At 48.2% G+C, this 25572-nt stretch carries 38 protein-coding genes; 1 reads left to right on the plus strand and 37 read right to left on the minus strand.

Annotation, left to right across the window (positions count from 1 at the left end; genetic code table 11):
- Position 1: 1 nt before the first annotated feature.
- The 8 genes from BXP28_RS22575 to BXP28_RS07245 form a co-directional block, all read right to left on the minus strand.
- Positions 2-169, minus strand: a complete 168-nt coding sequence (locus tag BXP28_RS22575) for a hypothetical protein (RefSeq protein WP_158225710.1) — start codon at positions 167-169, stop codon at positions 2-4.
- Entirely contained in the window at positions 159-377 is a 219-nt protein-coding gene (locus BXP28_RS07210; protein WP_036654652.1) for a hypothetical protein, read from the minus strand. The genes BXP28_RS22575 and BXP28_RS07210 overlap by 11 nt, the downstream gene beginning before the upstream one ends.
- 180 nt (positions 378-557) lie before the next feature.
- The gene (locus BXP28_RS07215; protein WP_023483236.1) at positions 558-1781 is read right to left on the minus strand and encodes an IS256 family transposase; all 1224 of its coding nucleotides are present in this window, start codon (positions 1779-1781) and stop codon (positions 558-560) included.
- Positions 1782-2077: 296 nt separating this feature from the next.
- Positions 2078-2470: a helix-turn-helix domain-containing protein gene (locus BXP28_RS07220; protein ID WP_036654658.1), complete on the minus strand. Its 393-nt coding sequence runs from the start codon at positions 2468-2470 to the stop codon at positions 2078-2080.
- Positions 2471-3666: 1196 nt separating this feature from the next.
- Entirely contained in the window at positions 3667-4119 is a 453-nt protein-coding gene (locus tag BXP28_RS07230) for a hypothetical protein (protein ID WP_051427869.1), read from the minus strand.
- Positions 4109-4516 (minus strand): DUF134 domain-containing protein, encoded by a 408-nt coding sequence (locus BXP28_RS07235; RefSeq protein ID WP_051427870.1) that lies wholly within the window; start codon positions 4514-4516, stop codon positions 4109-4111. The genes BXP28_RS07230 and BXP28_RS07235 overlap by 11 nt, the downstream gene beginning before the upstream one ends.
- The gene (gene dcm, locus BXP28_RS07240; protein WP_023485385.1) at positions 4504-5781 is read right to left on the minus strand and encodes a DNA (cytosine-5-)-methyltransferase; all 1278 of its coding nucleotides are present in this window, start codon (positions 5779-5781) and stop codon (positions 4504-4506) included. The genes BXP28_RS07235 and dcm overlap by 13 nt, the downstream gene beginning before the upstream one ends.
- A 13-nt stretch (positions 5782-5794) precedes the next feature.
- Positions 5795-6961 (minus strand): HsdM family class I SAM-dependent methyltransferase, encoded by a 1167-nt coding sequence (locus BXP28_RS07245; RefSeq protein ID WP_023485386.1) that lies wholly within the window; start codon positions 6959-6961, stop codon positions 5795-5797.
- Positions 6962-7087: 126 nt separating this feature from the next.
- Between BXP28_RS07245 and BXP28_RS07250 the strand changes: the two genes are divergently transcribed.
- Positions 7088-7471: a hypothetical protein gene (locus BXP28_RS07250; protein ID WP_077584993.1), complete on the plus strand. Its 384-nt coding sequence runs from the start codon at positions 7088-7090 to the stop codon at positions 7469-7471.
- Here the strand turns inward: BXP28_RS07250 and BXP28_RS07255 are convergent.
- The 29 genes from BXP28_RS07255 to BXP28_RS22585 form a co-directional block, all read right to left on the minus strand.
- The gene (locus BXP28_RS07255; protein ID WP_036654664.1) at positions 7428-7988 is read right to left on the minus strand and encodes an AAA family ATPase; all 561 of its coding nucleotides are present in this window, start codon (positions 7986-7988) and stop codon (positions 7428-7430) included. The genes BXP28_RS07250 and BXP28_RS07255 overlap by 44 nt on opposite strands.
- On the minus strand, positions 7972-8847 hold the full coding sequence (locus BXP28_RS07260; RefSeq protein WP_023485387.1) for a hypothetical protein: 876 nt from the start codon (positions 8845-8847) through the stop codon (positions 7972-7974). The genes BXP28_RS07255 and BXP28_RS07260 overlap by 17 nt, the downstream gene beginning before the upstream one ends.
- A 3-nt stretch (positions 8848-8850) precedes the next feature.
- Positions 8851-9315 carry a Panacea domain-containing protein gene (locus BXP28_RS07265; protein ID WP_036654666.1) on the minus strand — a complete coding sequence of 155 codons (465 nt, stop codon included), beginning with the start codon at positions 9313-9315 and terminating at the stop codon, positions 8851-8853.
- Positions 9309-9626, minus strand: a complete 318-nt coding sequence (locus BXP28_RS07270) for an AbrB/MazE/SpoVT family DNA-binding domain-containing protein (protein WP_036654668.1) — start codon at positions 9624-9626, stop codon at positions 9309-9311. Before BXP28_RS07270 ends, BXP28_RS07265 begins: the two co-directional genes overlap by 7 nt.
- 1 nt (position 9627) lies before the next feature.
- Positions 9628-10017, minus strand: a complete 390-nt coding sequence (locus tag BXP28_RS07275) for a SprT-like domain-containing protein (RefSeq protein WP_051427871.1) — start codon at positions 10015-10017, stop codon at positions 9628-9630.
- A gap of 14 nt (positions 10018-10031) precedes the next feature.
- Entirely contained in the window at positions 10032-10253 is a 222-nt protein-coding gene (locus BXP28_RS07280; RefSeq protein WP_036654670.1) for a hypothetical protein, read from the minus strand.
- 50 nt (positions 10254-10303) lie between these two features.
- Positions 10304-10465 (minus strand): hypothetical protein, encoded by a 162-nt coding sequence (locus tag BXP28_RS22580; RefSeq protein ID WP_155116291.1) that lies wholly within the window; start codon positions 10463-10465, stop codon positions 10304-10306.
- A 29-nt stretch (positions 10466-10494) separates the two neighbouring features.
- Entirely contained in the window at positions 10495-10992 is a 498-nt protein-coding gene (locus BXP28_RS07285; RefSeq protein WP_052304451.1) for a dUTP diphosphatase, read from the minus strand.
- A gap of 78 nt (positions 10993-11070) precedes the next feature.
- Positions 11071-11301: a crossover junction endodeoxyribonuclease RuvC gene (locus BXP28_RS25020; protein ID WP_040931725.1), complete on the minus strand. Its 231-nt coding sequence runs from the start codon at positions 11299-11301 to the stop codon at positions 11071-11073.
- Between the two features lie 277 nt (positions 11302-11578).
- Positions 11579-12550: a hypothetical protein gene (locus BXP28_RS07295; protein ID WP_023483063.1), complete on the minus strand. Its 972-nt coding sequence runs from the start codon at positions 12548-12550 to the stop codon at positions 11579-11581.
- A 32-nt stretch (positions 12551-12582) separates the two neighbouring features.
- Entirely contained in the window at positions 12583-13197 is a 615-nt protein-coding gene (locus tag BXP28_RS07300; RefSeq protein ID WP_023483062.1) for a 3'-5' exonuclease, read from the minus strand.
- On the minus strand, positions 13194-13391 hold the full coding sequence (locus BXP28_RS07305) for a hypothetical protein (RefSeq protein ID WP_036654676.1): 198 nt from the start codon (positions 13389-13391) through the stop codon (positions 13194-13196). The genes BXP28_RS07300 and BXP28_RS07305 overlap by 4 nt, the downstream gene beginning before the upstream one ends.
- The gene (locus tag BXP28_RS07310) at positions 13392-14558 is read right to left on the minus strand and encodes a DNA polymerase (protein ID WP_023483061.1); all 1167 of its coding nucleotides are present in this window, start codon (positions 14556-14558) and stop codon (positions 13392-13394) included.
- Entirely contained in the window at positions 14548-14880 is a 333-nt protein-coding gene (locus tag BXP28_RS07315; RefSeq protein ID WP_036654678.1) for a DUF7296 family protein, read from the minus strand. The genes BXP28_RS07310 and BXP28_RS07315 overlap by 11 nt, the downstream gene beginning before the upstream one ends.
- 1 nt (position 14881) lies before the next feature.
- The gene (locus BXP28_RS24070) at positions 14882-15874 is read right to left on the minus strand and encodes a DNA polymerase (RefSeq protein WP_237087294.1); all 993 of its coding nucleotides are present in this window, start codon (positions 15872-15874) and stop codon (positions 14882-14884) included.
- Between the two features lie 111 nt (positions 15875-15985).
- Positions 15986-16537 carry a 3'-5' exonuclease family protein gene (locus BXP28_RS24075; protein WP_023483059.1) on the minus strand — a complete coding sequence of 184 codons (552 nt, stop codon included), beginning with the start codon at positions 16535-16537 and terminating at the stop codon, positions 15986-15988.
- Positions 16538-16678: 141 nt separating this feature from the next.
- The gene (locus BXP28_RS07325; protein ID WP_023483058.1) at positions 16679-17488 is read right to left on the minus strand and encodes a hypothetical protein; all 810 of its coding nucleotides are present in this window, start codon (positions 17486-17488) and stop codon (positions 16679-16681) included.
- A gap of 205 nt (positions 17489-17693) precedes the next feature.
- Positions 17694-18107, minus strand: a complete 414-nt coding sequence (locus BXP28_RS07335; protein ID WP_036654684.1) for a PDDEXK-like family protein — start codon at positions 18105-18107, stop codon at positions 17694-17696.
- Between the two features lie 144 nt (positions 18108-18251).
- The gene (locus BXP28_RS07340) at positions 18252-18467 is read right to left on the minus strand and encodes an Acb2/Tad1 domain-containing protein (protein WP_036654686.1); all 216 of its coding nucleotides are present in this window, start codon (positions 18465-18467) and stop codon (positions 18252-18254) included.
- A gap of 172 nt (positions 18468-18639) precedes the next feature.
- On the minus strand, positions 18640-19377 hold the full coding sequence (locus BXP28_RS07345; protein WP_023483057.1) for a hypothetical protein: 738 nt from the start codon (positions 19375-19377) through the stop codon (positions 18640-18642).
- Between the two features lie 93 nt (positions 19378-19470).
- Entirely contained in the window at positions 19471-19995 is a 525-nt protein-coding gene (locus BXP28_RS07350; RefSeq protein ID WP_036654689.1) for a hypothetical protein, read from the minus strand.
- 62 nt (positions 19996-20057) lie between these two features.
- Positions 20058-20621: a hypothetical protein gene (locus BXP28_RS07355; RefSeq protein ID WP_051427875.1), complete on the minus strand. Its 564-nt coding sequence runs from the start codon at positions 20619-20621 to the stop codon at positions 20058-20060.
- A 52-nt stretch (positions 20622-20673) separates the two neighbouring features.
- Positions 20674-21624 carry a toprim domain-containing protein gene (locus BXP28_RS07360; RefSeq protein WP_051427876.1) on the minus strand — a complete coding sequence of 317 codons (951 nt, stop codon included), beginning with the start codon at positions 21622-21624 and terminating at the stop codon, positions 20674-20676.
- A gap of 12 nt (positions 21625-21636) precedes the next feature.
- Positions 21637-23013, minus strand: a complete 1377-nt coding sequence (locus BXP28_RS07365; RefSeq protein WP_023483055.1) for an AAA family ATPase — start codon at positions 23011-23013, stop codon at positions 21637-21639.
- Positions 23010-23780 carry a P-loop NTPase family protein gene (locus BXP28_RS07370; protein WP_023483054.1) on the minus strand — a complete coding sequence of 257 codons (771 nt, stop codon included), beginning with the start codon at positions 23778-23780 and terminating at the stop codon, positions 23010-23012. Before BXP28_RS07370 ends, BXP28_RS07365 begins: the two co-directional genes overlap by 4 nt.
- A 7-nt stretch (positions 23781-23787) precedes the next feature.
- Positions 23788-24054, minus strand: a complete 267-nt coding sequence (locus BXP28_RS07375; RefSeq protein WP_036654693.1) for a hypothetical protein — start codon at positions 24052-24054, stop codon at positions 23788-23790.
- 10 nt (positions 24055-24064) lie between these two features.
- The gene (locus BXP28_RS07380) at positions 24065-24592 is read right to left on the minus strand and encodes a hypothetical protein (protein WP_036654695.1); all 528 of its coding nucleotides are present in this window, start codon (positions 24590-24592) and stop codon (positions 24065-24067) included.
- Between the two features lie 2 nt (positions 24593-24594).
- Complete coding sequence (locus tag BXP28_RS24080) at positions 24595-24717, minus strand: hypothetical protein (protein WP_257125671.1); 123 nt, start codon at positions 24715-24717, stop codon at positions 24595-24597.
- 12 nt (positions 24718-24729) lie between these two features.
- Entirely contained in the window at positions 24730-25572 is an 843-nt protein-coding gene (locus BXP28_RS22585) for a DUF3102 domain-containing protein (protein WP_023483053.1), read from the minus strand.

Here is a 25572-nt window from a genome sequence, read left to right on the forward strand (position 1 = left end):
ATTAATGCTCCTCCTCGTAATCTATATCGACCTGAACATAGCCCTTTAGCGTAAACATCGGCTCTTGTAGTCCCCGTTTAACAAGCGCAATTGCCCCTTGTTTGTAGAGGATGTCATCGCCACATACAATCAGATCATCGTTTTCCAAGTAGGATAGTCTAACGGTCATATAATCGTTTCCCCCGTTTCATTCCCTCTCGTCCTTCCGCAATACGATCGGATACTTCTTCGTACTCATCGTCAAATTCCCGCATCCTGCGTTCTGATTCCGTCATCACCTTCATGAATTGCCGGTAATTGCGAGTATCATAGTAAAGTGCATATATGACTATACCACCGGCAATTGCGGTAATGATTGCGAATATAGTTACGTACATGGTAAAGACCTCCTTATCGCTACGTCGCTTCGCTCCTTGCGACCTTCGACCCGTCGCTAGCGCTCCGTGTCTTGGTAATAGTTATCCTTCCTCGTCTATTACTTATCTTTTAAAGATCGATGATAAGGGTATTATCGATCAAGTCCAAATTTGTGTGTAAATTCCCTCAGCTAGACTGTGCTACATAATGCGAGTCACTTTGGCATCGGACTTTGGCCGATCCTTCCGCCATTCCATGTACTCGGTCATGTCGAGATATTTCTTGCCGGCTGCCCATTTTTCATCCTGTTCCATCAATAGAGCACCAATAAGACGAATCACGGATTCACGGTTTGGGAAGATGCGAATGACACGTTCCCGGCGTCTAACCTCTTCGTTGAGACGCTCAACGCTATTTGTCGTGCGCAGCCGTTTTCGGTAACGCTCTGGCAGCATTAAGACGGCGGTAGCATCGTCAAATCCGCTTTCCAGCACGCCCATCGCCTTACCCGCCTTATCTTCATAAGCCGCTAAGGTCTGTTTTAATAAAAACCTTGCCGTTCCAGTATCAGGAGCATCTAGAATCGACCGTAGACGGCCATGGATCTCATCCTTCAAGGCTTTGGGTGAGGCTTCTAATACATTTCGCGTGAAGTGAGTCTGGCATCGCTGCCATGTTACCCCTTGCAGCTGCTGCCGTACCGCGCGTACAAGGCCGCCATGATCGTCGGAGGTAATGAGATCCACACCTCGTAATCCACGTCCTTTTAGAGAGCTGAAAAACTCACTCCAGCTTGCTTCAGATTCTGTGTCACCCAGCATCAGGCCAAGGACTTCACGATAGCCCTCGGTGTTTACACCAATGGCAATCATGATGCCTCGTGAGCGTACACGACCGTCTTCACGGACCTTGAGATACATCGCATCTACGAGAACAAACGGAAAGAGGCTGTCTGCCAGGCTTCGATTATTCCAAGCAGTTACGATGGGATCCAGCCGCTTACAAAGGTCTGAAACAGTGGATTTAGAAAACTCGGTTCCGCAGAGTTCTTCGGTTACTTGCGAGACTTTACGCGTAGAGACGCCGTTTACGACCATTTCCATCATCGCTAAGATTAACGCTTGTTCACTTCTCTGGTAACGACTAAAGAGCTCTGTCGTGAACTTCCCGCCACGGATGCGCGGAACACTTAGTGTAATGGTTCCCACCCGCGTATGCAGCCCATGTGGATACGATCCATTCCGGTACGCTTTTCGATTCTCTGTTCGTTCATAACGATCTGCTTCCACTTGTTCACTCACCTGTGCTTGTAAGACTTGGTTCAGTACAGACTCGAGCAGCTTGGCTACACCCGCATCCTGAGAATTTCCCAAAAATAGTTGATGCAAAAGCTGCGAATCTACGTTAATCTGGTATTGAGCCATTTCATAACACCTCGTATATTTAGAATTTTGTGTCCCAACATTATTCTAACTGAGGGCTATGAATATGGCTCCTTTCATTTTTTGGAACCTAGCTTTTTACACAATTATACGGACTCAACTGGTATTATCTATTTACACAAGTAAGGAACGAAGAGACTTACGCAGTGTTAATGTTTTTATAAGTCTTTATTTATAAATCTTTATAATATAAATCTTTATAGTACACGATTTCCGTGGGTAATAATCACGATTTCCGTGAATATGAGCCACGAATTTCGTGAATAAGCTTTACTATACTAAAGCCATGCGGTTAAATCCTCCGAGTCAGAACCGGAATTACCTCGATTAGCCTCGGGATATTTACGGTAAAACTCCTCTTGGTCTGTAACCGGTGCCTTAACGTAGTAAACGTAATTAGCTCCGAGTGCTGGTCGTTTATAGTCAATGAGTCCGTATTTCTTTAGCGTTTTAGCTAATTGTCCCGGCATATTAACGCCTATTCCCATGTCCTCGCACATTTGCGCTTGAGTTGGATACGCATATCCGTATTGGACGTTATACCTGTCACAGAGATACATGTACATCAAAACGTGCTGAGCCTTGAAGTCGGGTAACCGGGTGTATAACGTAAAAAGCGCCCGATGTACTTCGACATAATTGTCGACGGGCGCGAAAGGTTTCTTAGTCATATACTCCACACTCCACTCCATGGGATTAAACGTTACTTCGGTTGCTTAGACTCGTCGTACAGATCGAGGGATCGACTCACCACGTCGGCTTTTTCAAATAGCCAGAACTTACCGCCTGTCTTCTCGTTTATCCCGACGCAGATATACCGATGTCCGCGGGATCGCAAGAAATGAAACATTGACGGCGAGTAGCAGTATAGGTAATCGTTTTTCACTTCAATCCGACTCCTTTATCGTTGGTATTATCTGGCGTAGGCAGCATAGGACTAATGACGCAAGCTGTTTCGGAGTACCTGCGATCGTGTCCGAGCTTACGCTACGCATAGAGCGCTGATTAATGGGTTTAGCGGCACGAAACCTTTGTAGGCTCAGACTATAAGTAAGAGCAACGCAAAAAGACGCCGCAATGGGCGTCTATTTCTTCCGTCATATACTATGACCAGCTAACGGGCTATTTTGGAGGTATCACACGTAAATTATTTTTATTTTATTTATAGACATTGGACTTGTATTTGGCGTTTTCCTTAAGCTCTTTCCGGAGTCGTTCGACATCTTGACGTAGATACAAACCGGCCTTACCGATATTTTTTATCGGAGAAATACGGCCGGCCTTATTTAAATCGTTCAATCTTTGTCTAGATATGTTGCACTCTTCGCGCACGTCATCTGGAGACATGACGTTGGAGAGGATAAAATTCACTAATTGTTCTCTATCCACCGTTTCACTTCACTTTCTGGTTTTTGCTATCGTTATTATAGTCATAATAACAAAATACGCAGTAAGTGCAAGCACTCCACAAGTTAGTAACTCGACTATATCCACGTCGGTTCCTCCTTCCGAGAAAACTTGACTATATACATAATAGAGGGTACGATAAGCATATAATACGGTTGGAGGTAGGAAGGGCCGAAGCCCTCCGCTTACCTTCGATTTCTGACCCGCCTGTTCCGTCTTGCCCACGGAGCAGGTTTTCTTATTGCCGTCCTATGATTTATCTTAGCTGTTTGGTAGTTTAAGTAAGCACCGATGCAGGCAAGACCTGTGGCAATAAGGGGTAAGTATTTTTCTAAGTTGACCAACCGTACATCCTCCTTTCTGGAGTACGTTTCCCGTACCCTCTACAAATATAATAACAAATGAACATACATTTGTCAACACATATAGATAAAAACCACCGCATAGGGTGGCTTTTGTTTTATATATAATAAGTAGATATAGGACCGGGTGCCGTGTCTTTTCGATATTGTGCCTTACGTTCCGCATTGAGTATTTTTGCATTCTTGTCTATGAAAGATGTTTCCCACTTGTTACGTTTTCGGCGCTTGCCTGCCTTGTGGTTCCGCCCATCCATACCAATATACTCCTCAGCTTTTACCGTAGTTTCTTTTTTGTGTCTGCGGTCTAGTTGACGTTCTGAGAAGAACGGGTACTCAGTTTGCGTTACTTTGTCGGAATAGTTATTGTTTAGCTCTTCCAGCAGCAAGTAATCGGCCAATCTCTCTAACTGCAAAGGCTCTGGCGTCCCTCCCGTAGAATCTACATACGCATCGGTCAGCGCTTCTACCTCACTAATTCTCTCTGATCTATCGGAAATATTCTTCTCGATTATGTCCGTTACTGCCTCGCAGAATGTTATTCTATCGTTCAATATCTCGTTCCCCTTCCGTCTCGGTGTATTCTACGATGATCTCTCCGTAATTCCATCGCTTATAAATTGCCGCTAATTTGCCGTAAACCTCGTTCACAAACTGAGTGACTGACCGCCTGCCTACACCCATAACTTTTGCGGCCTCTTGATGTGTAAGCTGCCATTTCCCGTGGACCAACGCAAGGGCCTCCGCTTGCCTTTGCGTCAGTCCTGCCGACTCAATCGCGCTGGATAAATCGATAAGTATATCGGATGCCGCCGTGTCGCCTTTAAACCTGCGCTCAGCAATCCGGTACCTGTCCCGCAGGAGCCTTGCGACTCCCTTAGGCGTGTTTAGTGCGTAGGTTTGCGTGTACTTACGGTCTTTCTCGTGGATATCGATTTTTACACTACCCATTCGGTTACCTCCTCTTGGCTTTTAATCATCGGTACTAATCGTTGAGCTATTGCATGTGTAACATTGACGGTTACAGCATTGCCTGCTTGTTTATATAACTGCGAGTCACTAACGCCTGCGGACCGGGCTTTGTCTAATTGATCGTCTGTAAATCCTTGGAGCCGCCAGCACTCGCGCGGTGTGAGCTTGCGGATTCGATACCGAGAAGTTGATTCCGTAACTACTTGTGGCACCTTGTCTAGCCTCGCTGCCTGTAAGGTCCCAGTCTCGTCGTATTTTACGGTTGTAGTTGTACTGTGCGTTTTCTGAATAACAGTAAATTTCTCAAGAACATAGTTGTTGTGTTCGTATGCGCTTGTTGTAAGCGTAGGGGCAACGTCGTAAACTCTACCAGATGAGTTTCTGCCCCGAGGTCGCTGTAGAATTTTCGGCGTTGTATTCCCACTGGAGCCGGTCGGAATTGTTGGAGCTACACTTTCCGCCGAGTACACACGTTTACAGATATCATGACCGTTAACCTCGGCTAGACGGCCGACTACACGTACCGAATCTGATTTGGAGCTAATTTCCTCCGACAGTTTCAATGTTTTATCAGGGCTTAGGTAATACTTCTCGTCTACTTCCGGCTCTAGGATGTCCCTAAGTCTGGTCATGACCTCGCCGTTCTTCGGCCAATCAAAATTAAATGTACGTGCCCCCATCGCTTGCAGTCTCCGTTTTGCCTTCGCAAGAACCCCGTTACCTTCTATACTCCATGCCTCGGGCTCAACATCGCGGGAGCATACGATAAATACTCGTTCACGGCTCTGCGGGACTCCGTAAAATTTACTATTTAGTATCGAAAAGTCAACTGCGTACCCGATGTCATTTAACGTTTGAACCATGATGTCGAGCGTCCGCCCCTTATCGTGTGACAACAAACCTTTTACGTTTTCAAGAAACATTAATTTCGGCCTTTTCGCTCGAGCTATACGAGCTATTTCGAAAAATAAAGTCCCTCTAGTATCCCCAAACCCTTTACGTTGCCCGGCCACCGAAAACGCTTGACACGGGAACCCTCCGACAAGCAGATCGTGCTCTGGCACGTCCTTTGCGTCAATCTTCGTAATGTCACCGTGCAACTCGGGCGCACCATCGTACATTGCTCGATACGAGATTGTCGCGAATTTATCAATCTCTGATGCAAATGTGCAAATTCCGCCTAATTGATCGAGTGCTGATCGAAATCCTCCGATGCCCGCGAATAGCTCAACGTATGTGAACAATTAACCGCCTCCTTTAGCTCGCCCAATTTTCTACAATTGCGTCTTGCCAACTGAAATCACTCGTCGACCATTCTACGCCGCCTACGACGGTCTCCTCACCGGCTCCTAGCGTGAGCTCATTCCAGTGATATGGCCCTTCGGGATATGTCCTTTCAGCATCACTCAAGCCATCGCACGTATCATTCCCGTGCGAAAAGAAAAAGCCTTCGCAGTCCTTTGTCGTGTGCCATGATGGCATATGCGGGTATAGATTATCGCGTATCAACGTTCCTTTGAAATCGCCTAACAAATCGTCGAGCTGCGTCTTGCCGTCGCCCCATTTATCTGTCGTTTTGCCTTTCGCATCCCAGCCGATATCAGTTATTTTTGCGAAATATGCAGGAGTCTGGCCGGCCAGAAACCTACCGCCGTACCCTGAAATATCCTCTAGACCACCTCGACGAAAATTACTTGCCCAACGCTTGGTGACCGTCTCAATTAACGGCGTGCCCGGCGGCGCCTTACGTAGGATGATAATTTGCGTCGGGATTGTCGTGCCCGTGTGCATAAACGTTTCTCCCGGCAGCATGATAGTAGCGACCTGCCAGCACGTTTCGTACATTAATTTACGGACTTTTTTGGCGTGACCGGCGAACGAAATTCCCGTAGGAAGAATAAACGCAATGTATCCGCCCGGCCTAGCTGCTCTAATAGCCAACTCTATAAACGCAGCCTCCGATTTCCCCCGATATATTCCCTTCTTTTTTGATAGCGTTAGGTACTCTTTTTCCGTTTCGACCGTTTCCCCGTATGGCGGATTACCGATGACGAGATCGTAGTAATCGCGCCGGTCGTGATCGAGTGCATTACCGAGGATAACATCAGCGTGTGGGTAGATTAGCTGCGTAACCCTTGCGCTTGTCTCGTCTATCTCAAGCGCCGTTATTTCGGCGTCGGGCGGCAAGTGCTCTAGAAATACGCCTGAACCTACGGACGGCTCTAAAACACGCATATTTTCCGGGAATCCTTCGTATAAATTTCGTATGACTCCGACCATAAATCGGGCTACATGGGTCGGCGTAAAGAACGCACCTCCGTTAAATCCTTTCGGTAACAGACCGCCCATTGAAGTATAATTCTGACGTAAAAAATCGATATCTTCCGGCGTAACGTCCTCGGGGTTTTTGGCAACGATCTCCATCGATTTAACGTTAGCTGCCCAGCGTTTTCTGTCGGCTTTTCCTACGGTAATCTCCCCTTTCGTTTACATCGCTTGTATTTACGTGTTATAATCGTTGTAAAATCGTTTATTAATGGGGTGTTCAAAATGCCAAAGGTTGAAATCGAAGTGTGGGCGAATGATGGCGCCCGCAGCGGTGAGCCATACGTCAGCACAGATGTACACGGCCGCCTGCGCCTGAGTGCCGGCTTAATCGACATGCTAAGTTGCCGGGACATGCCGATTAAGCTTTACGTCGGGTACGACAAAGCGAATAAACGCATCGCACTCGGTAAGGAAGACGTGATCAAAGCGCCCGACGCTAACCCAGTTTTGTTCGATCGTACACGTCATTACGGCTGGGCCCGTAGGTTTTATGATAAGTTCGGCATTCCCGCCGATACCGCCCGGTACTATTACGACGGCAAGTACCAAGGCTGGTTGATGTTTAAACGAGATGGTTACGATGCTCCCGACGGGCGCGGACAATGATATCGTCGATCTGTTCGTATAAGTCGAACAGATCGCCATTGTTGTCGATCTCGTAATCAACGGCGAAGCTGTCGATATGCTTCTCCGTTTCGTGCATCAAGTCCGCATAGTGAAAGTGGTCTCTTGACTCGACAGCCCGCAGGATTCGCAGGCCATCCGTTGCATTGACGCGAATTACGACGTACCCCGACGATTTGACCCAGATTAGCTCATTTGGCTGCCTCACGTCCGTAATGACGATAGGCCTGCCGTCTTTTCTGGCGGCGATCTGGCTCATTGTGCGGACGACCCATACGTCATGCCCGTATCTCTCCCGCATCGTCTGGCCGTGCTCTTGATACGCAGCGCGCGGCTTCGGATGGCGGGGAACAGCGGGATTATCGCGGTGGAAATCGTCCTTTACACCGTCGCCGAAAGCATAACGGGCGTATCCGCATCTCTCGATTAGGTATTCGGCGACGGTGTCCTTTCCTGCGCGAAGCTTGCCGGTGAGGGCAATGTTAGGCAAGGTAGGCATCAAGCGCGCCCTCCTCGCGTGAGTCGTCGATTATCCGTCTTCCCCTCGCATAGTCTACACCTAGATACATACGACTACCGCTAATAAACCACGAGTTGTGATCTACCACCTCGGCTGCGTATACTAGTGGTATTAACGGATGGGTATACCCAACGATATCCCCTTCACGTATCTCCGTAGGATTCGGCACGCTCAGATATTCCGCAGGCACCTCTAGCCCCAGTGCACGCCTGAGTGCAATGGCTCGACCGATGTGCGAGTTGAATACGTCTCCGGGTGCGCATTTTGCAATGCCTCTTGCGTAAATCTCCTTTTTAAAGGCACTACGAAGCAGGCATACTACCGTCTTCTTTCTGCGATTAACAATATACTCTGCGAATGAAGCGCCGAAGTGTCTTACTCTATAAAACGGAGGGTTACTATCCGTAAAATGTCTTATAAAGTGAACATACCCGTATTCGTTTATCGCAAGTCCCTCAATATCAGTCTTCGCCTTTGCGACGATCTCATCACGGATTTCCTGCGGCGATTTCGGCTCCTCCAGTTTTGATACGCGGAGGGCCAACGTTGCTAGCTCGCCAGTGAGACGCTCCATTTCGTTCTTGATGTCGGAAATTTCATCGGGTTCTTCGATTGGCTCAAGGACTACGTATTCACTACTCCAGAGAGTGTACAACCGCCCCTCCTCGTCCTCGTCGCCGATACGCCTACACAAGACACCATTAGCACAAGTTTTAATAACTTCAAACTTATCCCCATTCTCGTAGTAACGCCCCCAGTACGGCTTCGCATCAACTGCCCGAATCTTTTCTCCTACCTTAGCAGCTCGTTTAACCTTCCGGTATTTTACGTTCTCCATGCCCTATTCCTCCTTAATTTTTCCTCTATAAAACGACATCATATCGTCTTTCACGATGATTGCAGGTGAATATGGGTCATTTTCCAACAACATTCGTGCTTTCTTCCAAGGGTCTTCGCCGTGGGTTAAAGCTTCTAACACCTTCACATCAAGTCGACCATACCTCTCCCAAACTTGGTCTAAAACGTGTAGCTGGTTATCATCAAAGATGGAATCTTCCTGAAAACCTTCTGTGTTCTCTTTAATTGGGCTCCAACCAAATTTCTTATAATCAAGGTAAAGTTTGTAGTTTACTGGACCGTGAACCCAGGCTTCAAATTCATCATCAAACATAGATTCACCAAAGAAAGCCAAGTACCATGCTTGTGCATAGTAACATAGTTTCTGCAATTTAAGATGACATAGGAGTTCACGCCTAGAGTTTGCATATTTGATGAAGTACTTTGCTACTTCGTATATAGTTACCATATTTCCTCCCCGACAGGCTCACCGAAATCAATCCCCTCATGGCGGTTTTCGTCGTTGATACTTGCGCAGAGTTCGTCGAGTGTCGGAGCCGATTTACGCCTAAGTAGCTGTAACATATCCTCGCCAGTTAACTCGATAATTACATAATCCTCACGGTTTCGCTTAAGCCGGTTGCTCCAGTAAGACAGTGCCCACTTTGCAGTTCCTTCGGTTCGATATGCAGACTTGCCTGCTGCCATACAACCACCAGTCTTTCGGTTTACGATAACCCAAATATTCCAATCTTCCCCGTGTGTAAACGTAATTTTCATACTAAGATTCCTCCGTATATTTTTTATATTGGTACGCTGCACGTTGCGCCTCTCTTGTACCACTAATCGGAGCCCCCACGCGCAGGGCCTCTTTGACAAAATCTTCGTCTCCGTCCCCACACGGTAGGCCTTGCGTAAATAGGTACCAGTGTACAAGCTCGTGTAATAACGTATCAAGGACTTCCGATATCGGCAGACTTGCGTTTACTTTTCTGCTAAATCGTAGTACAGTCGTTCCGTCGTCGTAACCTGTAAAGTAGCCAATGCGACGTTTCCAGTCTCGGTTAACCAATTCGATTTTCCCCGTATACTCGGTCGCCCAGTGTTTACGGCACAGTCTATTTGCATGATCGTAAAGCTCTTCTAGAGTCATATCGCCAGCGTCCGACATCTATTCGACCTCCTCTATTCCCTTTCCCACACTACTTCCATTTTTAACCCGGCATCAAAATCATCTATGTGTACAACCTCTATATCACCTGTATCCAATACTACTGTCATAGTGTCTTCACTTACTTTTTTTACTAAAGCAAGTGCGTCCCATTCATATCCATCTTTGTCATAACCGGAGATATAAACGGCATTTCCGATTAAAGACTGTTCAAACTCTTTTTTCGCTGAAAACATCCGTTCTCATTCCTCCTTATCGCTGCGTCACTTCCTAGTGCGACGCTATATTAATGCCCCTTCCCCCAGCAAGTTTCACATCTCCAGCTTTTACATGATTCTTCACTGGTCAACCATAAATATTCATATCCAAACTTAGCTGCTTCATACGCTTCTTCAGGTGTATCGTACGTTGCCAAAATATAATCATCTACCTTAATTCCGTATATCATTTCGCTACCTCCATTTGGTTTATTAAGACTTACTGTACCCCCGTATGTCCGAATCCGCCTGCTCCGCGCGTTGTATCGCTAAGCTCATCAACAACGGTAAACTTCGCACGCTCTACCGGGGCAATGATACCTTGCGCCAGACGATCGCCTTTTTGGATTAGATAACTAGCCAACTTTACATTTAAATGGGCAAGCTTTGTTAATGTGTTCTCAAACATAAGCTGTACTTCCCCGCGATAGTCTGAGTCAGGTAGGCCGACGTTGTCTAAAGCTTTAAGGATCGCTTCGTGCGTGATCTTTTCGGCCGGGAACTCTTGCTTTGACGTAATGGTTTCGATGAGACTTTCGGTATATTCCGCCGTATCCAAATGAGGATATCGACGGGTTGCCGACTGGATAAACGCAAGTAACCTCGGCTCGTCAAAAGGGAGTTGCCTACTTCCGTTGTTTTTCGTGATTACGGTATTTATATCTGATCTCCTCCAATTCCAGCCTATACTCGTCAAGCCTTTTACGATACAGATCAAGATCACGCTCTTTTATGTCGATGCACCTCTGCAAATCTGCGATTAGGTACTCAAGGGTATGAACGTAATCCTCCAGCGTCATGTGTCGATCACTCCGTTTTGTATGAGCCACGCAAGCACAACGGCGCAGGCATCACTCTCATCGTCACTAGCGAAAACGTGGTCTAGAGGAAGGCCGAGCAGCTTGCGCACTTCTTCGGCTACGTCCTCCTTTTCGGCTTTTCCGTTCCCGGCCACAATTCGCTTTACTGTGGACGGAGAGAGATGGTCGGTGACGTGTTGGCCAAATCGCTCGAGGGCCCGGTCCACTGCCGACCATGCTCCGTGAACCTTGTCGTTGTTTTCGTAGTTTCTCGCAGGGGGCCATGCCTCCCGGATTATGCTGGCATATGGGGCCGCACCTGACTTCGTCTGCTCCCGGACAAAGAGATATGCGAATGATTCGATCGCCTCATATGACTGGACGCGCGTCTCACCGGTCGTCGTTTTAAAGTGTGCGGATCGTATTAAGGTAGGCTTCCGGTCTTTGATGGCAATGTCCGCAAATCCCGGACCACGAAGCGATAAGTCTAGACCGAGATAACGTTCAGCTTGCTGTCTCTTCTTGGGCAGTCTCAGTCACCTCCGATCTGACAGTCGTGATATACTCGACACAATCCCGATAAACCGACTTTTTCCAGTCCGGCAGAGAGCTGCGGAGCATACGGTCAGACTTTCGTTTTATGTCGTCTACTTCTTCGTCGGTAAGAGAGAGTGCGCATGCTCGCTTATAGTTGTTAAATGTCCATTTTTCGATGTCCAGAGCCGGGGGTATTCCTTTACTTATGTGCTCAAGTACACCTGCGAATGTATCTAAAACGTCACTTCTCATGGTGTCGGTAATGTAAATCCCAAACGCCCGTATATCAGGGCTTTTTGCGTAATCTTCATCCGACATGTTCCAGCCTTTCTTTGAGGCGTTGACGTAGAAAAGGATGTAATAATCTACGTCATACATGATGGAGTAACAAACCGTCTGCTTGACGTGGTCATCTTTCGGCTCCCGCATGGAGTAAAGCGATGTTTGCGAGTATGTCGTCTGTTTTGATTTAATTTCGAGCCCGACTCGGACGGTCTCACCGTCTTTGGATGTATAAAGCAAGATACCGTCGCAGGTTCCGTATAAGGCAAACTTCTTATTTAGGTGAGTAATAACGTGAGATTTCTTCGCAAACTCCTCAAACATGGGCGTTCTATCTACATTTTTTTCAAACCTGAATACCGGGTTGTCGAGGTGTCTTTCTGCGATGAGTATATCGCGTTGAATTACGTCCCCAATCGCAGTTCCAATTCGTTGCCAACGGCCTTGATACGGAGGCTTTTGTACAACGTCTCTTTTAGCTCCGTTTATCTTCTGGTATAGTTCCCTCGGGTCCGAGTTTGAGCTAGAAGGGGAGAAATACGGCACGTCTCTCGGTGGCCACACTTTTTTATACTTGAGATCGTTGGCATACCATTCATGGAGCTGTGCATCGAGCTCATCGTCAAATACCTCGGGCCTTGCGTGCCAACCGTCCATATACGTTACAAAATCCTTTGCGATCTGGTCTGCTATTGCTTGCGAGATACGATCTCCCCCTTTGTTTTATCAATGACTTTCGCGAGCTTTGGAATGTAAGTCAGCGGCCGTTTCTCGTCGTTGATGAGGACGTTGTAATATCGTATTCCCAGCGCATCGGCTTCTGCCTTAAGTTGCTGGAATATTTTCACCGTTGCCTCCACGTCAGCCATAGCGCGGTGGTGCCCGGTTAACTCTATACCTCTACGCTCAGCAACTGCGGCAAGACTCGCTGATTCACCCGGCTCTACCAACTTCGAAAGCACCCGAGTACAAACAAAAGAACTTGGCTCAACTAGATACCGTGCAAGAAACGATAAGTCAAAAGGTGCATGGTGGGCGACCACTATAGAGCCACTCATAAAGCACGCAAGCAGTGGAATTGCGAGTTCTTCGGGAATACCTCCTCGCATCATGCTTTCGTTGATTCCGGTCAGATTTATAATTTCCGGTGTCAACTTAGTGCCGGAATTTTTCGTGATACGAACGTCAAGCCGGCCATACTCCCGGATTAGATCAGTGCGGATTGCGGCTATCTCCGTAATCTGATCTTTCGTCGGGTCGAGTCCGGTTGTTTCTAGGTCAAACACCGTGTATATTTCTCTCATTTGCGCAGCCCCTCACTAACTGTCGTAATAGGCTTAAAGGTAGCCCGAGTGACTTCGATCTTGCTATTCCGGTAGCCCCCAAATGTCGACAACTTCCTCGCCCATTTTTCCGCAGCATCCACCGTTTCATATGTCGGGATATAGCAACCTTCTTTCATATACGGAATATCATCGATCATAATTACGTAGTACATCTATGCAACTCCTTTCGCGGCCTGTAGCCGTTCGTCATAATCGTCATACACTCGGCCCTTTTCGTCGTATTTCTCTATGATCGGCCGGCAGCCTGCGAAGTCCCATTCTTCCGGCTTGTAGGTCTGCATCCAGCAGGGCTCAATAACCGTATCCGTTACGAGTGGAACACTTAGCTCGACCGTTTTCATCATAATCTCGTTGATTAGATCGATCGTTTCCGCCGTGAACTGATCGTTCGGAATTGAGTTTTTGATCTCGTCGTGGATCGATGCATTCATTTCCCATCCACGTTCCCGGCACACTGCCGCATTTCGAATGCCGATCAGTTTTAGGATATCGGCACCGGTACCTTGGATGACCGCGTTAAAGGCGGCTCTGATCCAGTACCCGACAAGCCCTCGCTTTGCAGAAAGGATGTCGATCTCGTCTTGCACTGCGGTCAATCTCTTTCGGTCAGCATCCCTCGGGTTGGTAATATTTTGTAGCCTTTTACGTTCCGAGTAAAGCCGGTACAACCGTTGCTCATTTCGTTTTACAAACGCGGCGACTTCGTTAAAATCGGGAAAACGCCGTTTTCGACCGAACAGAGTCTCGACATAACCATCCCGTTTCATCATCTCTCGATAGTCCTTAACCATCGGTTTAAATGACGGAAAAGTCTCGTCGAAGTTTTCGAAAAACATGTGCGCAACGTCCTCAGTAACGTTCATCTTTTTCGCAAACGCCCGCGGTGATTGGTCGTAACTCACCGCTAGTTGTCCCGTTTTCATCATTTTACGAGGGTAATATGCGGTCGCCGGCGGCTCTCCCCCAAACCCACCTTGACCACTAACGGGATCGTACCATGCCTTATCGAGGCACACTTGCTCAGGCAGCCCGAAGGTCATCATCGCCATTTTTGTATACAAGTCCACGCCGTCCACGAAAATCTGGCGCATGGAGTTATCTCCGTACTTTACGTACATGATGTGCGCCATGATGCGCGGCTGGATCTGACCGAGGTCTGCGCCTATAAACGTAAAGCCCTTGCGTGGAATAAAGCAATTACGTACACGGACACCAGCGCCCTTTGCCGGGAGGTTTTGGAGATTCGTGCCTTTCGGAACTTTTTCGTTGCTGGTGATGAGTTTTCGGACTACTGTGTGGTAATTGTCGTCAGTTATCACGGAAATTTACGACCTCTTTCGTCCCGTCTAGATGATAGATGTACGCCTGACTACGGAAAAGACCACTCTTAACCTCGTACACGGGTACCCCGTATAATTCCGGTTCTTCTGTTCCTTTGTCGTCACTGTATTGTGCATCCCACCTGTCTCCACAACAAGGGCAGTCATTCCCAGTAGAACACCCATCAAAATAAATACCAATTTCCTCGGCTTTTTTGTTTGCTTGATCTGCCGTATCAGTTTCAATTATTACAACGTCACATACAGAATCATTTACAATAGTAAAGCCTCCGGGATTACTTTGATAAAAGGTAAAGTACATTTTATCCCTCCTTGAACTCGTCTAAAACGTCGATTGGCCTCCCTTTATACCCGCTAGAACTATACCTACCCGTTGCAGTTCCCCCGGCCTTAAATTCCGAGTGCAGCCGTCCGTCCGCCTCAAGTGCATGTGGTATCTTCCGGATATACGTATTTAATAGCTTTTCGTAGACTGCAACGGTCGCTAGTGGCTTTAACGCAGTCTCCGTCTCGTAATACTCCTCCATCACTTCTGATGCGGTTGACCGCTCTTTGCCACGTTTAAACTTAGGAGTTACATCCTCAATGCCAAGGTGATCGTAGATTAGATACGCGAGGTGATTGCCGTTAGTGATCGAAAACTCGGTAACGTACCTGGGCGCGTGCTCCTCGACGGCAGGGGCCGGCTTTTCTGCGTATAATTTCAGAAGCCTTTCCTTTGCGTCCCGATACTTCTTCAGTCCCGTTTTGCCCACAGACTCGCACTCCTCGATAATCCTTTGCTGCTTTTTGACGCTGTCCTCCCATCGTTTAATTCGCGCTTTCTGAGCTTCAGTCCACTTTGCAATCTTTTTAGCGCTGAGCGTCCGATCCATCTTACAGATAAACTCGTCGTTTATGCCGTATGTCTCTATCACGTCACGTTTAGCCTGCTCAAGTGCTGGTTCAAACTCGGCTTCCAGCGCCTTTAGACCGTCCAAATCGATCTCAAAGCCGCATCGAGCCATAAATACGTCAACTTCGGGGAGTTTAGAGTCGATCTCGGCGTAACACTCGAGCAGCCGGCCGGGTGACTTACGCATCATCTCCATTTGCCACTCGCAGAGTTTCCAGCTGTACAGGACGTCCTTGATAGCATAGATGCCGACAAGCTCCACACTAAAAGGCGCAGGTGATCCGTTGCCAAACAAATCCTCAAACGTATAAATGGGACCGGGGATGCCAAAATATTTGCCGTATTTTTCTACGAGTATTTTTAACCCGTACTTTTCCTCGTGCTCGTTGAGGAGGTGCATCGCATCCAACGTATCCCACACGCATCCACGGATTTCGTAACCGTCGTTTTGAGCAACGTGCAAATCATACCGGGCGGACCCCATATGAAACGTTTTGCCGTGGATTGGCTGTCATAGATACGGCTTGATTGCGCCCAGCACCTTCGAGCGCGTGAGTTGTGGGTCACCGATCTTGAAAGCGAAAGTATCATTTAAAAACTCGAAGCCCTCGACTCCCCGCATATCTACATGCCCATACGGAAGGTAATAGCCCTCGCCCAGCAACGGCAGCCAGATCGAAAACCCGATACTTAAGTCAATATACGAATCGACCCCAGTACCCTCAAAGTCGCCTGCCGTCATCGATTTCACGCCGAGAAAGTCGTATTTTCCAGCCCATTCCGTCATCTGCCGTTTACACTCCGTTCGAAGCCGCTCAACAAACGCTGGCAGCTCCGAATCATGCGTGAGGATGTGGAAATTCTCAGGCTTTGATGCAAGCACCTCTTCGATCCGCCGCTCCCTCTCGGCCTCCTTACGCTTTTGCAAAATCCGCGCCCCTGCCGCGAGCATATCGCCCTTGGTCCACCGCTTGCCGTCGGTCCGAAGACTGCCTATCTCTCCGGACCTGAATGCGACAAATGCGGCGTCAAGTTGCATACGTTGCTTGGGCGTAAGGGCCATCGCGCCGATTCGCTCGAATGCTTCTTCGGGTGTTTCAGCGACCCCAGCGGCTTTGCGTTTTTGTACCGCCTCTTTTATTCGGGAGGTGTCCGTCGGAGAGCGTGTGTTGAGCGTAAGTTTGAATTTCGTGGTTACCGCCTCCTATTGGTCAATGCGGTTTTCGACGGTCACAACGAGGGCAACGTCCCCAAGCTTCGCCCAAGTGTCGTGATCATCGTCTACAAACGATGGTTTTACCAGATGTACAAGGTCAATCTTACGCTTGAAACCAAGCCTAGTATCGTCGATCTCCGCGAGAATTCCGGAAAATCCACTCCTTCCTATCGCGTTATTATTTTTCGATTTATATTCATATCGTACGATGTCCCCAACCTTAAACTCGTTGACCTTCCGACCGATCTTCGCCCACTTTTCTTCCTGCTTGGCTGCCGCTACCTCTTCGTCTGTGGCTCGCTTTAGTTGCCGGGTGCAAAACCAACACTCATATTTAGGTCCCTTACATTTATATGGCACATCGCTATAATCAGTATGGGTTACCTGTACGATATCTCCGACAGCAGCCCCGTAGGAAGAATCGCAGGGGTATACCTCTATGATTTTCGCGTAATCACCGACCTTTAGTCGTCGACCAACCTCTTCTTCTAGCCTCTTCTCAAGCTCGGTGACCTCGGCTTTGCGTTGGTCTAGTAAATACTGAAGAGCCCCCGCTTGGCTTACCCGTTTCAAGACAGTGAAGTCATCATTAATTGCGTTATACTCCTCGTTTTCGTCATCTTCGATTAAGACATAGTTCCCATCGTGATAACCAGTCTCTATGACCTCATACGGTTTACCCGCAGTGAGGTAGTAACTATGTGCGGGGACTTCGTCGTAAACTATAAAGTCTCCTACGTCAGGTGATCCATCAACTTCGCGAAACACTCCACCGTTAATCTCACGTAATTTACCCATACGAACCCTCCTCAAATTATCCGCCCATTGGCGTCAATCGTTCCGCTAGCACTCCGGTAAGTCTCCCTTGCGAATGCCGCAAAGCACTCATCGTGGACGAAATCTCCCTCAGTCGTTAACACAACGCTGTCTCCCTCGTAAATCTCGCCATCACAGCTCGCACATGATGCAACGATTGGGTCCGTGTCGTCGGGGTTAAACCGATCTAGCTCGGGCACGCGACCAGCTCCCGGTCAAATGCCAGTGGCAACTCTTGCCAGCGTGCTGCTGCCCGTGCTTCTGACGCCCAGTACTCACCGATCCCGCGGTTCACAAAGTAAAATACGCGCGGCGACTCGTCTTCTTCCCCCAGTACGCCAACGATATAGTCAGCGTCGGACTTCGAATATGGCTCGCCGTTATTCTTTTTTGCATAGACGACGAGGTCACCCCCGCGGTCATACCGTTTGCGAATCGTCTTGACTTGGAATGTGTACCACTCGCCGTTGACCGGATCGCGCCCGATGAGGTCATACGGCTCTTCTGTTTCCGGCTCAGCTACGACCCAGCCGGATGATACTAGCGCGAGTTTTGCGGCTAGCTGTGATGCCTTTCCCCGTTGTTCGCTGTAATGCGCCAAGTTGTTATCGCCTCCTTATTGCTTTTTGTTAGGATATAACTACCTTAAGCCAAGATAGCAATAGTATCCAAGCGGCAGATATAGCCATCATCGTACCCCCAACAACTGTTGCAAACAGGGCGGCTTCCCACATTTCTCGAAAGTTCATTCAGACACCTCATTCCTTGCGATAGAAGCGTTTGCCCACATAACAACTTGCTCCAAATTCGTTATGGCTAACGATTTTTCCCGGCTGTTCGGGCAAATTTCATTAATCAGGTATGCGAGTTCTTTCGCCTCTTCTCGTAATTCTGTATATTTTTCGGGCTGTCCCGGCTTTGGTGAATGATATTTAAAACTATTTTCAATTTGTTGATGCATTCAATGTCCCCCTTATAATCTCTCTGCTTTATGAGCAATAACTGCTACTACTGCTATGGCAGCTATCTTCCAAATCCCGAAAGAAATAGCTAAGAAAAACCCAAAAAACAAAGACAACACTAAGAATGTGAAAACGAACTCCGCTACGTAAAGTTTCAAAAAATCCAACATCCTAAAACTTCGGATCAACATCGTCAGGCTCAGTGAACCGCTCACGTAAAACGTACACGTCGACCTTACTGTCATCGAATTCAGCAGCCTCTTCAAGGATTTTCCGAATGTCTTCTTCATCTCGGAAATTAGCTAGCTCCGCATACTTTATTTCATCTGTTCCGATAAACTTTTGTGCTTCCACCAGAATCTCTTCATCGATATCTGCCGAGGTGAGCGAGTAGGATTTTCCATCGGATGTTTTCTGGATGAGTACGACGTCCCCGACAAGTGTATAATCCTTCGCAAACTTCTTGGCTGCCTTCTCCAGCTTGTCGTAGTCATCGATTAGGTTCATCGCGTGAAATTCCTTAAGGTCGAGGATTCGCCACGTCCTATACTCGAAGTCATAGACCGGGACCATAAAGTACAATTTACGTTTAGCATTGGCCCTACACGACAGACAAACACTCGGATTTCTTTTCGCAAACTCTCCGAAGTCTGCTCCGACATCTTTCGGGGAGTGTAGGCATGTATGCTTTTTGACGAAAGTTGTTCGTGTTGCAAAATCCCCGTCTTCATGGACATGATAGAAATACCAATCGTCAGGGCCGGCAAGCAACGCAAACACCTTGCCGTCAGCCAGCTCAGAACCAAGACGTACATACCTTGTTACACCTTCCGGCAGGCCGTCGTTGCCGCCGTTAGCCCGTTTCTTGCGTTCTTCTTCACGCTCTTTAAGCCATTCACGTACTCCCATTCAATCGCTCCTTTTCGTTAATTATCGTCGGACTTCGCGTTTGCGCGTCCGCAACCGGGCACCTGCCGAGATGCCCAGCGGCTGAAACGCAAACTATATCATGTAGGCAGCAACGGCCTTGGCCACGCGGCGCTTTTCGGCCTGAACCTCCGCAAGATCGTGGTCAAGTTGCTCAATGTATTGGTCGATCGCGGCCACCCGGGCGGCCATCGCGAGTTTCACAGACTGGCTACGGGTCTTTTCAGCCCGGAGCAAGCACGCGGCTCGCTCGACGGCCAGTTCGAGTTTAGCGATTTTAGCTTCTCGTTGATGCCTTCGTTCTTTTCGTTCAACTTTGCGTAGTTCTTTTTGCGTCACAGATTCGACTTTTTGTCGTATGATATTTATGGGATTGTCTCCGGGGTAAAGCGTTATGACAATGTCGTTGTCCTGCGCAAGGATGAATAGTACCCCTCCGCCTGCAAATAATCTCGATGGGGTGCCGTCTTCTGCGATGATATCGGCGATGTACCGGGCCTTCTTGACGTTGGATCGTACCCACTCATTGGCAATTTTCCGGTTGATTCGTAGAGATGTCACCGCCTTTTCGACCGCATGATGCGTAACCTCGATTTTCATCCGAATCACCTCAAACGTTGACAAATCTTTTAATATGGAATATAATTACAATGAATTGATACTTACGCTAGTGCCTTTCGACATCTAGCCCTGAAGCGATGGGTGTACGTCCGGTTTGATGAAATCTTACCTCCGCAATTTTTGGCTATCACCCTTGCGATGTACTTCGTCTCATCAATACCACTTGCCCATAGCTTTAGTATCATCTCCTTTCGAGGATCGCCTTCCGCTAAGAGGGCGATTTTCTCGTTAACCATCAATCCATCATCGATAACTGCTGAGTCATCTATTACCGTCGACTCAAGCTCAATCTCTGAGCGTTTTTCGGATAAAGAGATAACTACAGGAGTCTCACTAAATCTCTTACGCGATTCCTTCAAACAACTATTTATCTTAAACATTGCTAGGTTATAGAAATTTCCTTTTCTAGGATCAAAAGCCCTAACCGCACTGTCTATCCTCGTGAAGCATGATTCTTCGAATTTGGCTTCGTTTCGTATGCTGTGCCAATTGTGGTTTGACATTTTATGAATTTCGCCAATTAATTCCGCCTTTATTTTCCAGAGAGATTCTTCACATCCGAGTTTTGCCTTAAGTGCCAAAGTATTCAGTTTGCTCTTATCCAACCCGTTTTTCCCTCCTATTTATATACCATCATAAAATCGCTAAAGTGTAACATTAACTTAAAAATTTTTTACATAATTTTCTTCGCTCGAAATATTCCCTTAATTTCTGCAATCCCTCAGCCTGAGCCACCTCGTTCACGTCCTTATAACGTTTGGGAAACCCCGCAACTCCGACGCGCAAGTCCCCGCCTAGCATACGGATAACCTCTCGCTTAAGCGCCTGCCCAACGTCGTCATGATCGGACATAACGAAAATTTCCTCAATTGGGCTTCGTATAATTACAGCCGCCTTCTCCTTGTTAATCACACCTCCACCGGCAGCAACCGCAGGAACGCCCGCACTCATAAGCGTCAGCGCATCGATCTCGGCCTCCACGATCGCAGCCCGCCGGCAACGATGCCGGTAGATATAGTCGATGCCGTATACGAGCTCCTTAATGGGACGCCCACCTTTCACGTACCAAAATTTCTTTCCGGTTACGCTGCGGTACTTGATATTGAGTAACTGCCCGTTTGGACCAAACCACGGAATGGTAACGGCATTTTTGCTTGGACAGTACCCCGTCTGCATTTCCCGTTGGACACCTGCGGTGATACAACGGGATGCTAAATACGGATGGTCATGGCGGTATTCCTCAAGTAGACCGACGTGGAGTACCGGCTTTCTCGGCCTTTCTGCCGATAATCTAACGCGCCTAAGGACGGGTGTTTCTTGTTGTTCGTCATTTTCGTATTTACGCCGCAAATATTCGTCTGCTTCTCTGTAAGAAACGTCCATCAGAAACGATAGAAGCTTCGTAAAATTTCCGCTGGTCCATTCCGGGTCAGTGCCGCCAAAGTCATGCCAGCAACCGTAATAATCGGAGTCCTCCCGAAGGTCTACGAAGAATGACGGAGTATCATCATCCGTGCGAAACGGCGAACTTGCGATAAAGCTATCGACTGCTGGCCGGACGTTTCGCCAGTCAAATTGCTCTAATTCGTATAGCACATCGATATACAATCCGGCCACCTCCTAGAAAACTCCTGTAAACTGCTCCGCGGCCTCCTCGGCTTTTGGGTACTCCCGCAGGACTCCGTAATCTAGTAGTGCCACAAGGTCCAGCCGGAAGTCCTCGCCGCCATTTCGCCCCTTCTCTATGCCCAATGCGGCTATACCCTCTTTTTCTATAGAGTCAAACCCGAGCAGAACCGTTGCAATGTCTAAGAGTCGTTTGGTCGTCTTAACCTGATCGCGTTTGGGAGTCTTTAGCTCCCGCTGCTCCTCCTCGTCAAGCCGTTTCTTTTCCACGGTCACCTGGATACTGTAGAATCCGACGACATCATTTTCCCCGACAATCCTCTCGAACCGGGAGGCCGCATACTCAGCCGCACCACCTGCCGTTTTGTTTGCGTTTCGTCCGTATACGTCGGACAAACCGTAGAATGGGTCTAGAATTACTACGTCAACTTTAGTCGTTTGTAACTCACGCTCGAGATCATCGAGGGTTCGCGTAAGCTCGGAGCCACCTTTCCCCTGAAAGTAGAGCTTCCCGGGATAGTAGTCGGCCAGCTTGGATACGACGTCCTCAAAGTTCTCCCGGACGAAATCCTCTAGCTTTCCCGATAGAATGGCTTTGTTCGGAATCCCCAGTGGTGTCTGTGTCTCCTCGTCCTTAAAGAGCCCATCTACCGCAGTCGCAACTGAGATAAGCCGAGCCAGCCAAACGTATTCTTTGACTTCGTAGGACTTGACGAGGACACTCGCGCCCTGCCGGAGCAGCTTATCTACAATCGCGATGAGTAGATACGTCTTCCCCCGGCCAGACTCCGCCATGATTCCGTAGATATCCCCGCTGTAAAACCCGCCAATTTCCCGGTCTAACGCCTCAAAAGGGGTTTTCCATAGCCGGAACGATTTACCGGCTTCTCTGCGCTTATATTCCCGTAGAAAGTCCGCGGACATTTCGTCCAGCGTACGGCCTATTTTTGTGCCGGTTCCGACGTTAAGCGTCTCCTTTATGCGGTCGGACTCCTTTGTAAACCATGCAACAAACTCATCAAACGATAGCTCCGAGAATTTCTCCTCGACTTCAGAGGTTCGCTTACCCTTTGTCGGATTGAACAAGTCGGCTACCATTTTCTTTCCGGCACGATCCTTTAGCTCCCAAGTTAGGTACTCGTAGCTGTCCGACACGTCCGGTATATACGTCACATCAGGGCAAGCAGAGACATACGTCGCATAGCTCGGCGCGTTCCCTCCATTTTTGCTCGCATACCTGACGATAAAGTCATAGGCGGCCCACTCTGGTTCTGTTGCAAAGTGGTAACGTTCGATCCCGTACTTCTTAAGAGCCAGAACGTCGTTTGTATCCACTATTTTTGAAAGCAGTTGCTCACCGTGTACACTCACCGTCTTAACCCCCTTTTGCTTTCGCCGACAAATATTAGTTCTGCGCACCTATCCCGTATGCGGTCGACAAGCCGAGGTGATGGCTCCCGGAATACCTCGTTTAGATCGGCCAGCGGAATATTTGAGGTATATACAGTCGGAAGGCCGGCCGTTACCCGCGTATTGATCAGCCGATGGAGGTCCCCGCGGAATGCCTCCGTAGAGTCCCGGACTCCGATATCGTCTAATACAGCAAGCGGTACCTCCATTGCGTGCTTTTGAGCGGCGTAATACCGGGCAGATGCGGCCTCCCCGATGTGTTCAGGTATATTCCTCCGGTTGAACTCGTTGTAGTCGTTTTGCCATGCGTTTACATCGAGGAAATAGACTGGCCTTTCCAGTGGCTGCCGTCCCCGACGGAGGCTCCCGATGTAGTGACAGATAAGGTATTCCGTTGCGATTGCGCAGGCTGTCGTTGTCTTTCCGGTCCCTGTCGTATGGGAGCGCAGATACAGCGATTTGATCGGCTCGGCATCAGCCTCAAACTGACGGGGAAAGGTGCCTACGTAACTCTTCAGGAAATCGTATATCTTCGCTTGAACCTCGCGGGCCGGAGACGAGGTAAGCGTAATGAATTGGTACTCTGTCGGTATGTTCGCTGCTCCGTACCGGCCGCCCAAGCCATTATAACCATGGAGCCCGACGTAATAGGAACACATACGATTGCACAAGTCGGTGTCAGCGTTTTTGCAATGTTGCCGCAGGATGCAGTTTTTTGAATGAGACAACTTAAGATCACCCTCCTTCTAATTCGAGCAAAAAATTATTCAACTCGACTAATCTAAGCCGGGTGTCCTCCGTCCAAAGCGATTTTATCGTCTTTTTGTAGAGGGCCGATGCATCGTACACCATCACTATCGGGTCGAATATTCCCATCTCTCGCAGACGCTCCATGAAATTCGTTAGCTCATCATCTGACATTGGCAAGGAGGTCCATATGCCGCCTTTGCAAAATCCAATTTTAAATTGCCAAGCGTCTACGACATAGGCTTTAGTTTTCATACAGCGCCTCCTATATGCGGATTAATTCCGAGTTAAATACACGTGCCTTTGATCGTACGAAGGACAGAAACTCCGGACCTTTTCCTTCTCGGATAAGCGTATTCAGTACCAAACTTCTCGGATCAACCCTGCCTAACGTCATTTTCCGTTTGGCTCTGTATCCCGTGACTTCTTCGAACTCGTCGAACAGTTCTTTGTAGACTCGGCTTTTTGACTCCTGCTTCCGGTTAGTCCGACATAGCTTCCAGAAATACTCAACTGCCGACCTTATGTCTAACCAAAGGGTTTCTAATTCCCTCTCTTGCCTCGGAGTTAGCCTTAATTGCGGTGTTTTCGGCTGGGCAAGACGCAATTGTATATTATCTGTTTTGGGTACGGTTCCCCTCTTGATGGCCCGTAATTTGCTTGTGTCAGCCAGTTGTTGAGTAGAAAAAATTTGTGAAACAATCGGCGCGAGTACGTTAAGCACCTCTTGATTCGTATCAAATTCGATTGCAAATTTCCCATTCCGATTTAAGACTAGCTTTGCAATTTCCACATTTAAACCCTCCTAATGATATTGAGTAGTACTTCTGCTTCTTTTATGTTGTTTTCAATTATTTCTTGAAGTTCGTCCATTTCCAATTTCATTAGTTCCTCCACCGTCAGTTGCTTCTTCTCCACGCCATAACCTCCTTACATCACCCTAACGTCATTAATATCAATCACTTCCGCTTTGCCCCTAGGCGCCCCGTCCAAGACTCGCTGCATCCCGTTAATAAACTCTTTTAGCGCGTCGAGGCTTGTTACGTAATTCTCGTAAGCTTCATCGGAAATTCCCGTAAATGATGCCTTAAACGTGGTCAGGTGGGCGTAGTTCAGGAGAAACGTCTGGACATCGTCAGCAAATTGTGCAGCTGCACCGTCAACCTCGGTATGATTCGATATCCTATCGGTGACGATACCGTCAATGTCTCCGTATTTTGCCTCATACCGTTTTAGCCGGTCGCTAACCCTAGGGTCGGGCACGTATTCCGTTTTAGGCGGCTGCTGCCGGATCGCCTCTAGCGTATCCCGGATTGCTTCGGTTCGTTCATCGGCCTCTTTCCGTGCTTTCTCCTCGGCTTTAAGTGCCGCCTTGACTTCTCGGAGTTCACGCACGGTCATGTCCTCGACCGTTTTCGTCTGACCGGTTGATGGGATTGTGTGCGGCTTGGTGCGCTCCTCTGGCGGGAGTGTTGCGATTTGATACAACATTTCAACTCCCAAATGGGAAGACGTCTTCCCACTTTCGGATAATTCGTCGGTAACTCTCACAAACATATTTGCATAACGTCGAGACATCCCCAAGTCGTTTTCACACCAAGTATTCCAACCGCCACGTTCTTCGGCGAGTTTTTCCCTTCTTACATGCTTTAATCGTCGACCAATTTCGAATATGGCCTCACCCGCAACTCGTTTATAAGCGTTTATCTCTGCCGTCAGGGTTGCGAGGTCCGACGATAACTCCCCGGTCTGTTTTTCCGCTACCTTTGTCAT

This window comes from Paenibacillus larvae subsp. larvae, from assembly GCF_002003265.1.
Classification (GTDB): Bacteria; Bacillota; Bacilli; order Paenibacillales; family NBRC-103111; genus Paenibacillus_H; species Paenibacillus_H larvae.

What these genes read in the sequence shown, in the direction of transcription:
- BXP28_RS22575 (WP_158225710.1), bottom strand. Translation starts at nt 169, where the DNA reads ATGACCGTTAGACTATCCTACTTGGAAAACGATGATCTGATTGTATGT.
- BXP28_RS07325 (WP_023483058.1), bottom strand. Translation starts at nt 17,488, where the DNA reads ATGGGTAAATTACGTGAGATTAACGGTGGAGTGTTTCGCGAAGTTGAT.
- BXP28_RS07345 (WP_023483057.1), bottom strand. Translation starts at nt 19,377, where the DNA reads ATGGGAGTACGTGAATGGCTTAAAGAGCGTGAAGAAGAACGCAAGAAA.
- BXP28_RS24075 (WP_023483059.1), bottom strand. Translation starts at nt 16,537, where the DNA reads ATGGCCCTTACGCCCAAGCAACGTATGCAACTTGACGCCGCATTTGTC.
- BXP28_RS07235 (WP_051427870.1), bottom strand. Translation starts at nt 4,516, where the DNA reads ATGGGTAGTGTAAAAATCGATATCCACGAGAAAGACCGTAAGTACACG.
- BXP28_RS07340 (WP_036654686.1), bottom strand. Translation starts at nt 18,467, where the DNA reads ATGCATCAACAAATTGAAAATAGTTTTAAATATCATTCACCAAAGCCG.
- BXP28_RS22585 (WP_023483053.1), bottom strand. Translation starts at nt 25,572, where the DNA reads ATGACAAAGGTAGCGGAAAAACAGACCGGGGAGTTATCGTCGGACCTC.
- BXP28_RS07300 (WP_023483062.1), bottom strand. Translation starts at nt 13,197, where the DNA reads ATGAGAGAAATATACACGGTGTTTGACCTAGAAACAACCGGACTCGAC.
- BXP28_RS07305 (WP_036654676.1), bottom strand. Translation starts at nt 13,391, where the DNA reads ATGTACTACGTAATTATGATCGATGATATTCCGTATATGAAAGAAGGT.
- BXP28_RS07215 (WP_023483236.1), bottom strand. Translation starts at nt 1,781, where the DNA reads ATGGCTCAATACCAGATTAACGTAGATTCGCAGCTTTTGCATCAACTA.
- BXP28_RS07315 (WP_036654678.1), bottom strand. Translation starts at nt 14,880, where the DNA reads ATGTACTTTACCTTTTATCAAAGTAATCCCGGAGGCTTTACTATTGTA.
- BXP28_RS07295 (WP_023483063.1), bottom strand. Translation starts at nt 12,550, where the DNA reads ATGGACGGTTGGCACGCAAGGCCCGAGGTATTTGACGATGAGCTCGAT.
- BXP28_RS07220 (WP_036654658.1), bottom strand. Translation starts at nt 2,470, where the DNA reads ATGACTAAGAAACCTTTCGCGCCCGTCGACAATTATGTCGAAGTACAT.
- BXP28_RS07350 (WP_036654689.1), bottom strand. Translation starts at nt 19,995, where the DNA reads ATGAAAATCGAGGTTACGCATCATGCGGTCGAAAAGGCGGTGACATCT.
- BXP28_RS07250 (WP_077584993.1), top strand. Translation starts at nt 7,088, where the DNA reads ATGCCAAAGGTTGAAATCGAAGTGTGGGCGAATGATGGCGCCCGCAGC.
- BXP28_RS07270 (WP_036654668.1), bottom strand. Translation starts at nt 9,626, where the DNA reads ATGAAAATTACGTTTACACACGGGGAAGATTGGAATATTTGGGTTATC.
- BXP28_RS24070 (WP_237087294.1), bottom strand. Translation starts at nt 15,874, where the DNA reads ATGCACCTCCTCAACGAGCACGAGGAAAAGTACGGGTTAAAAATACTC.
- BXP28_RS07275 (WP_051427871.1), bottom strand. Translation starts at nt 10,017, where the DNA reads ATGTCGGACGCTGGCGATATGACTCTAGAAGAGCTTTACGATCATGCA.
- BXP28_RS07265 (WP_036654666.1), bottom strand. Translation starts at nt 9,315, where the DNA reads ATGGTAACTATATACGAAGTAGCAAAGTACTTCATCAAATATGCAAAC.
- BXP28_RS22580 (WP_155116291.1), bottom strand. Translation starts at nt 10,465, where the DNA reads ATGATATACGGAATTAAGGTAGATGATTATATTTTGGCAACGTACGAT.
- BXP28_RS07375 (WP_036654693.1), bottom strand. Translation starts at nt 24,054, where the DNA reads ATGAAAACTAAAGCCTATGTCGTAGACGCTTGGCAATTTAAAATTGGA.
- BXP28_RS07255 (WP_036654664.1), bottom strand. Translation starts at nt 7,988, where the DNA reads ATGCCTACCTTGCCTAACATTGCCCTCACCGGCAAGCTTCGCGCAGGA.
- BXP28_RS07260 (WP_023485387.1), bottom strand. Translation starts at nt 8,847, where the DNA reads ATGGAGAACGTAAAATACCGGAAGGTTAAACGAGCTGCTAAGGTAGGA.
- BXP28_RS07210 (WP_036654652.1), bottom strand. Translation starts at nt 377, where the DNA reads ATGTACGTAACTATATTCGCAATCATTACCGCAATTGCCGGTGGTATA.
- BXP28_RS07280 (WP_036654670.1), bottom strand. Translation starts at nt 10,253, where the DNA reads ATGTTTTCAGCGAAAAAAGAGTTTGAACAGTCTTTAATCGGAAATGCC.
- BXP28_RS07245 (WP_023485386.1), bottom strand. Translation starts at nt 6,961, where the DNA reads ATGGAGATCGTTGCCAAAAACCCCGAGGACGTTACGCCGGAAGATATC.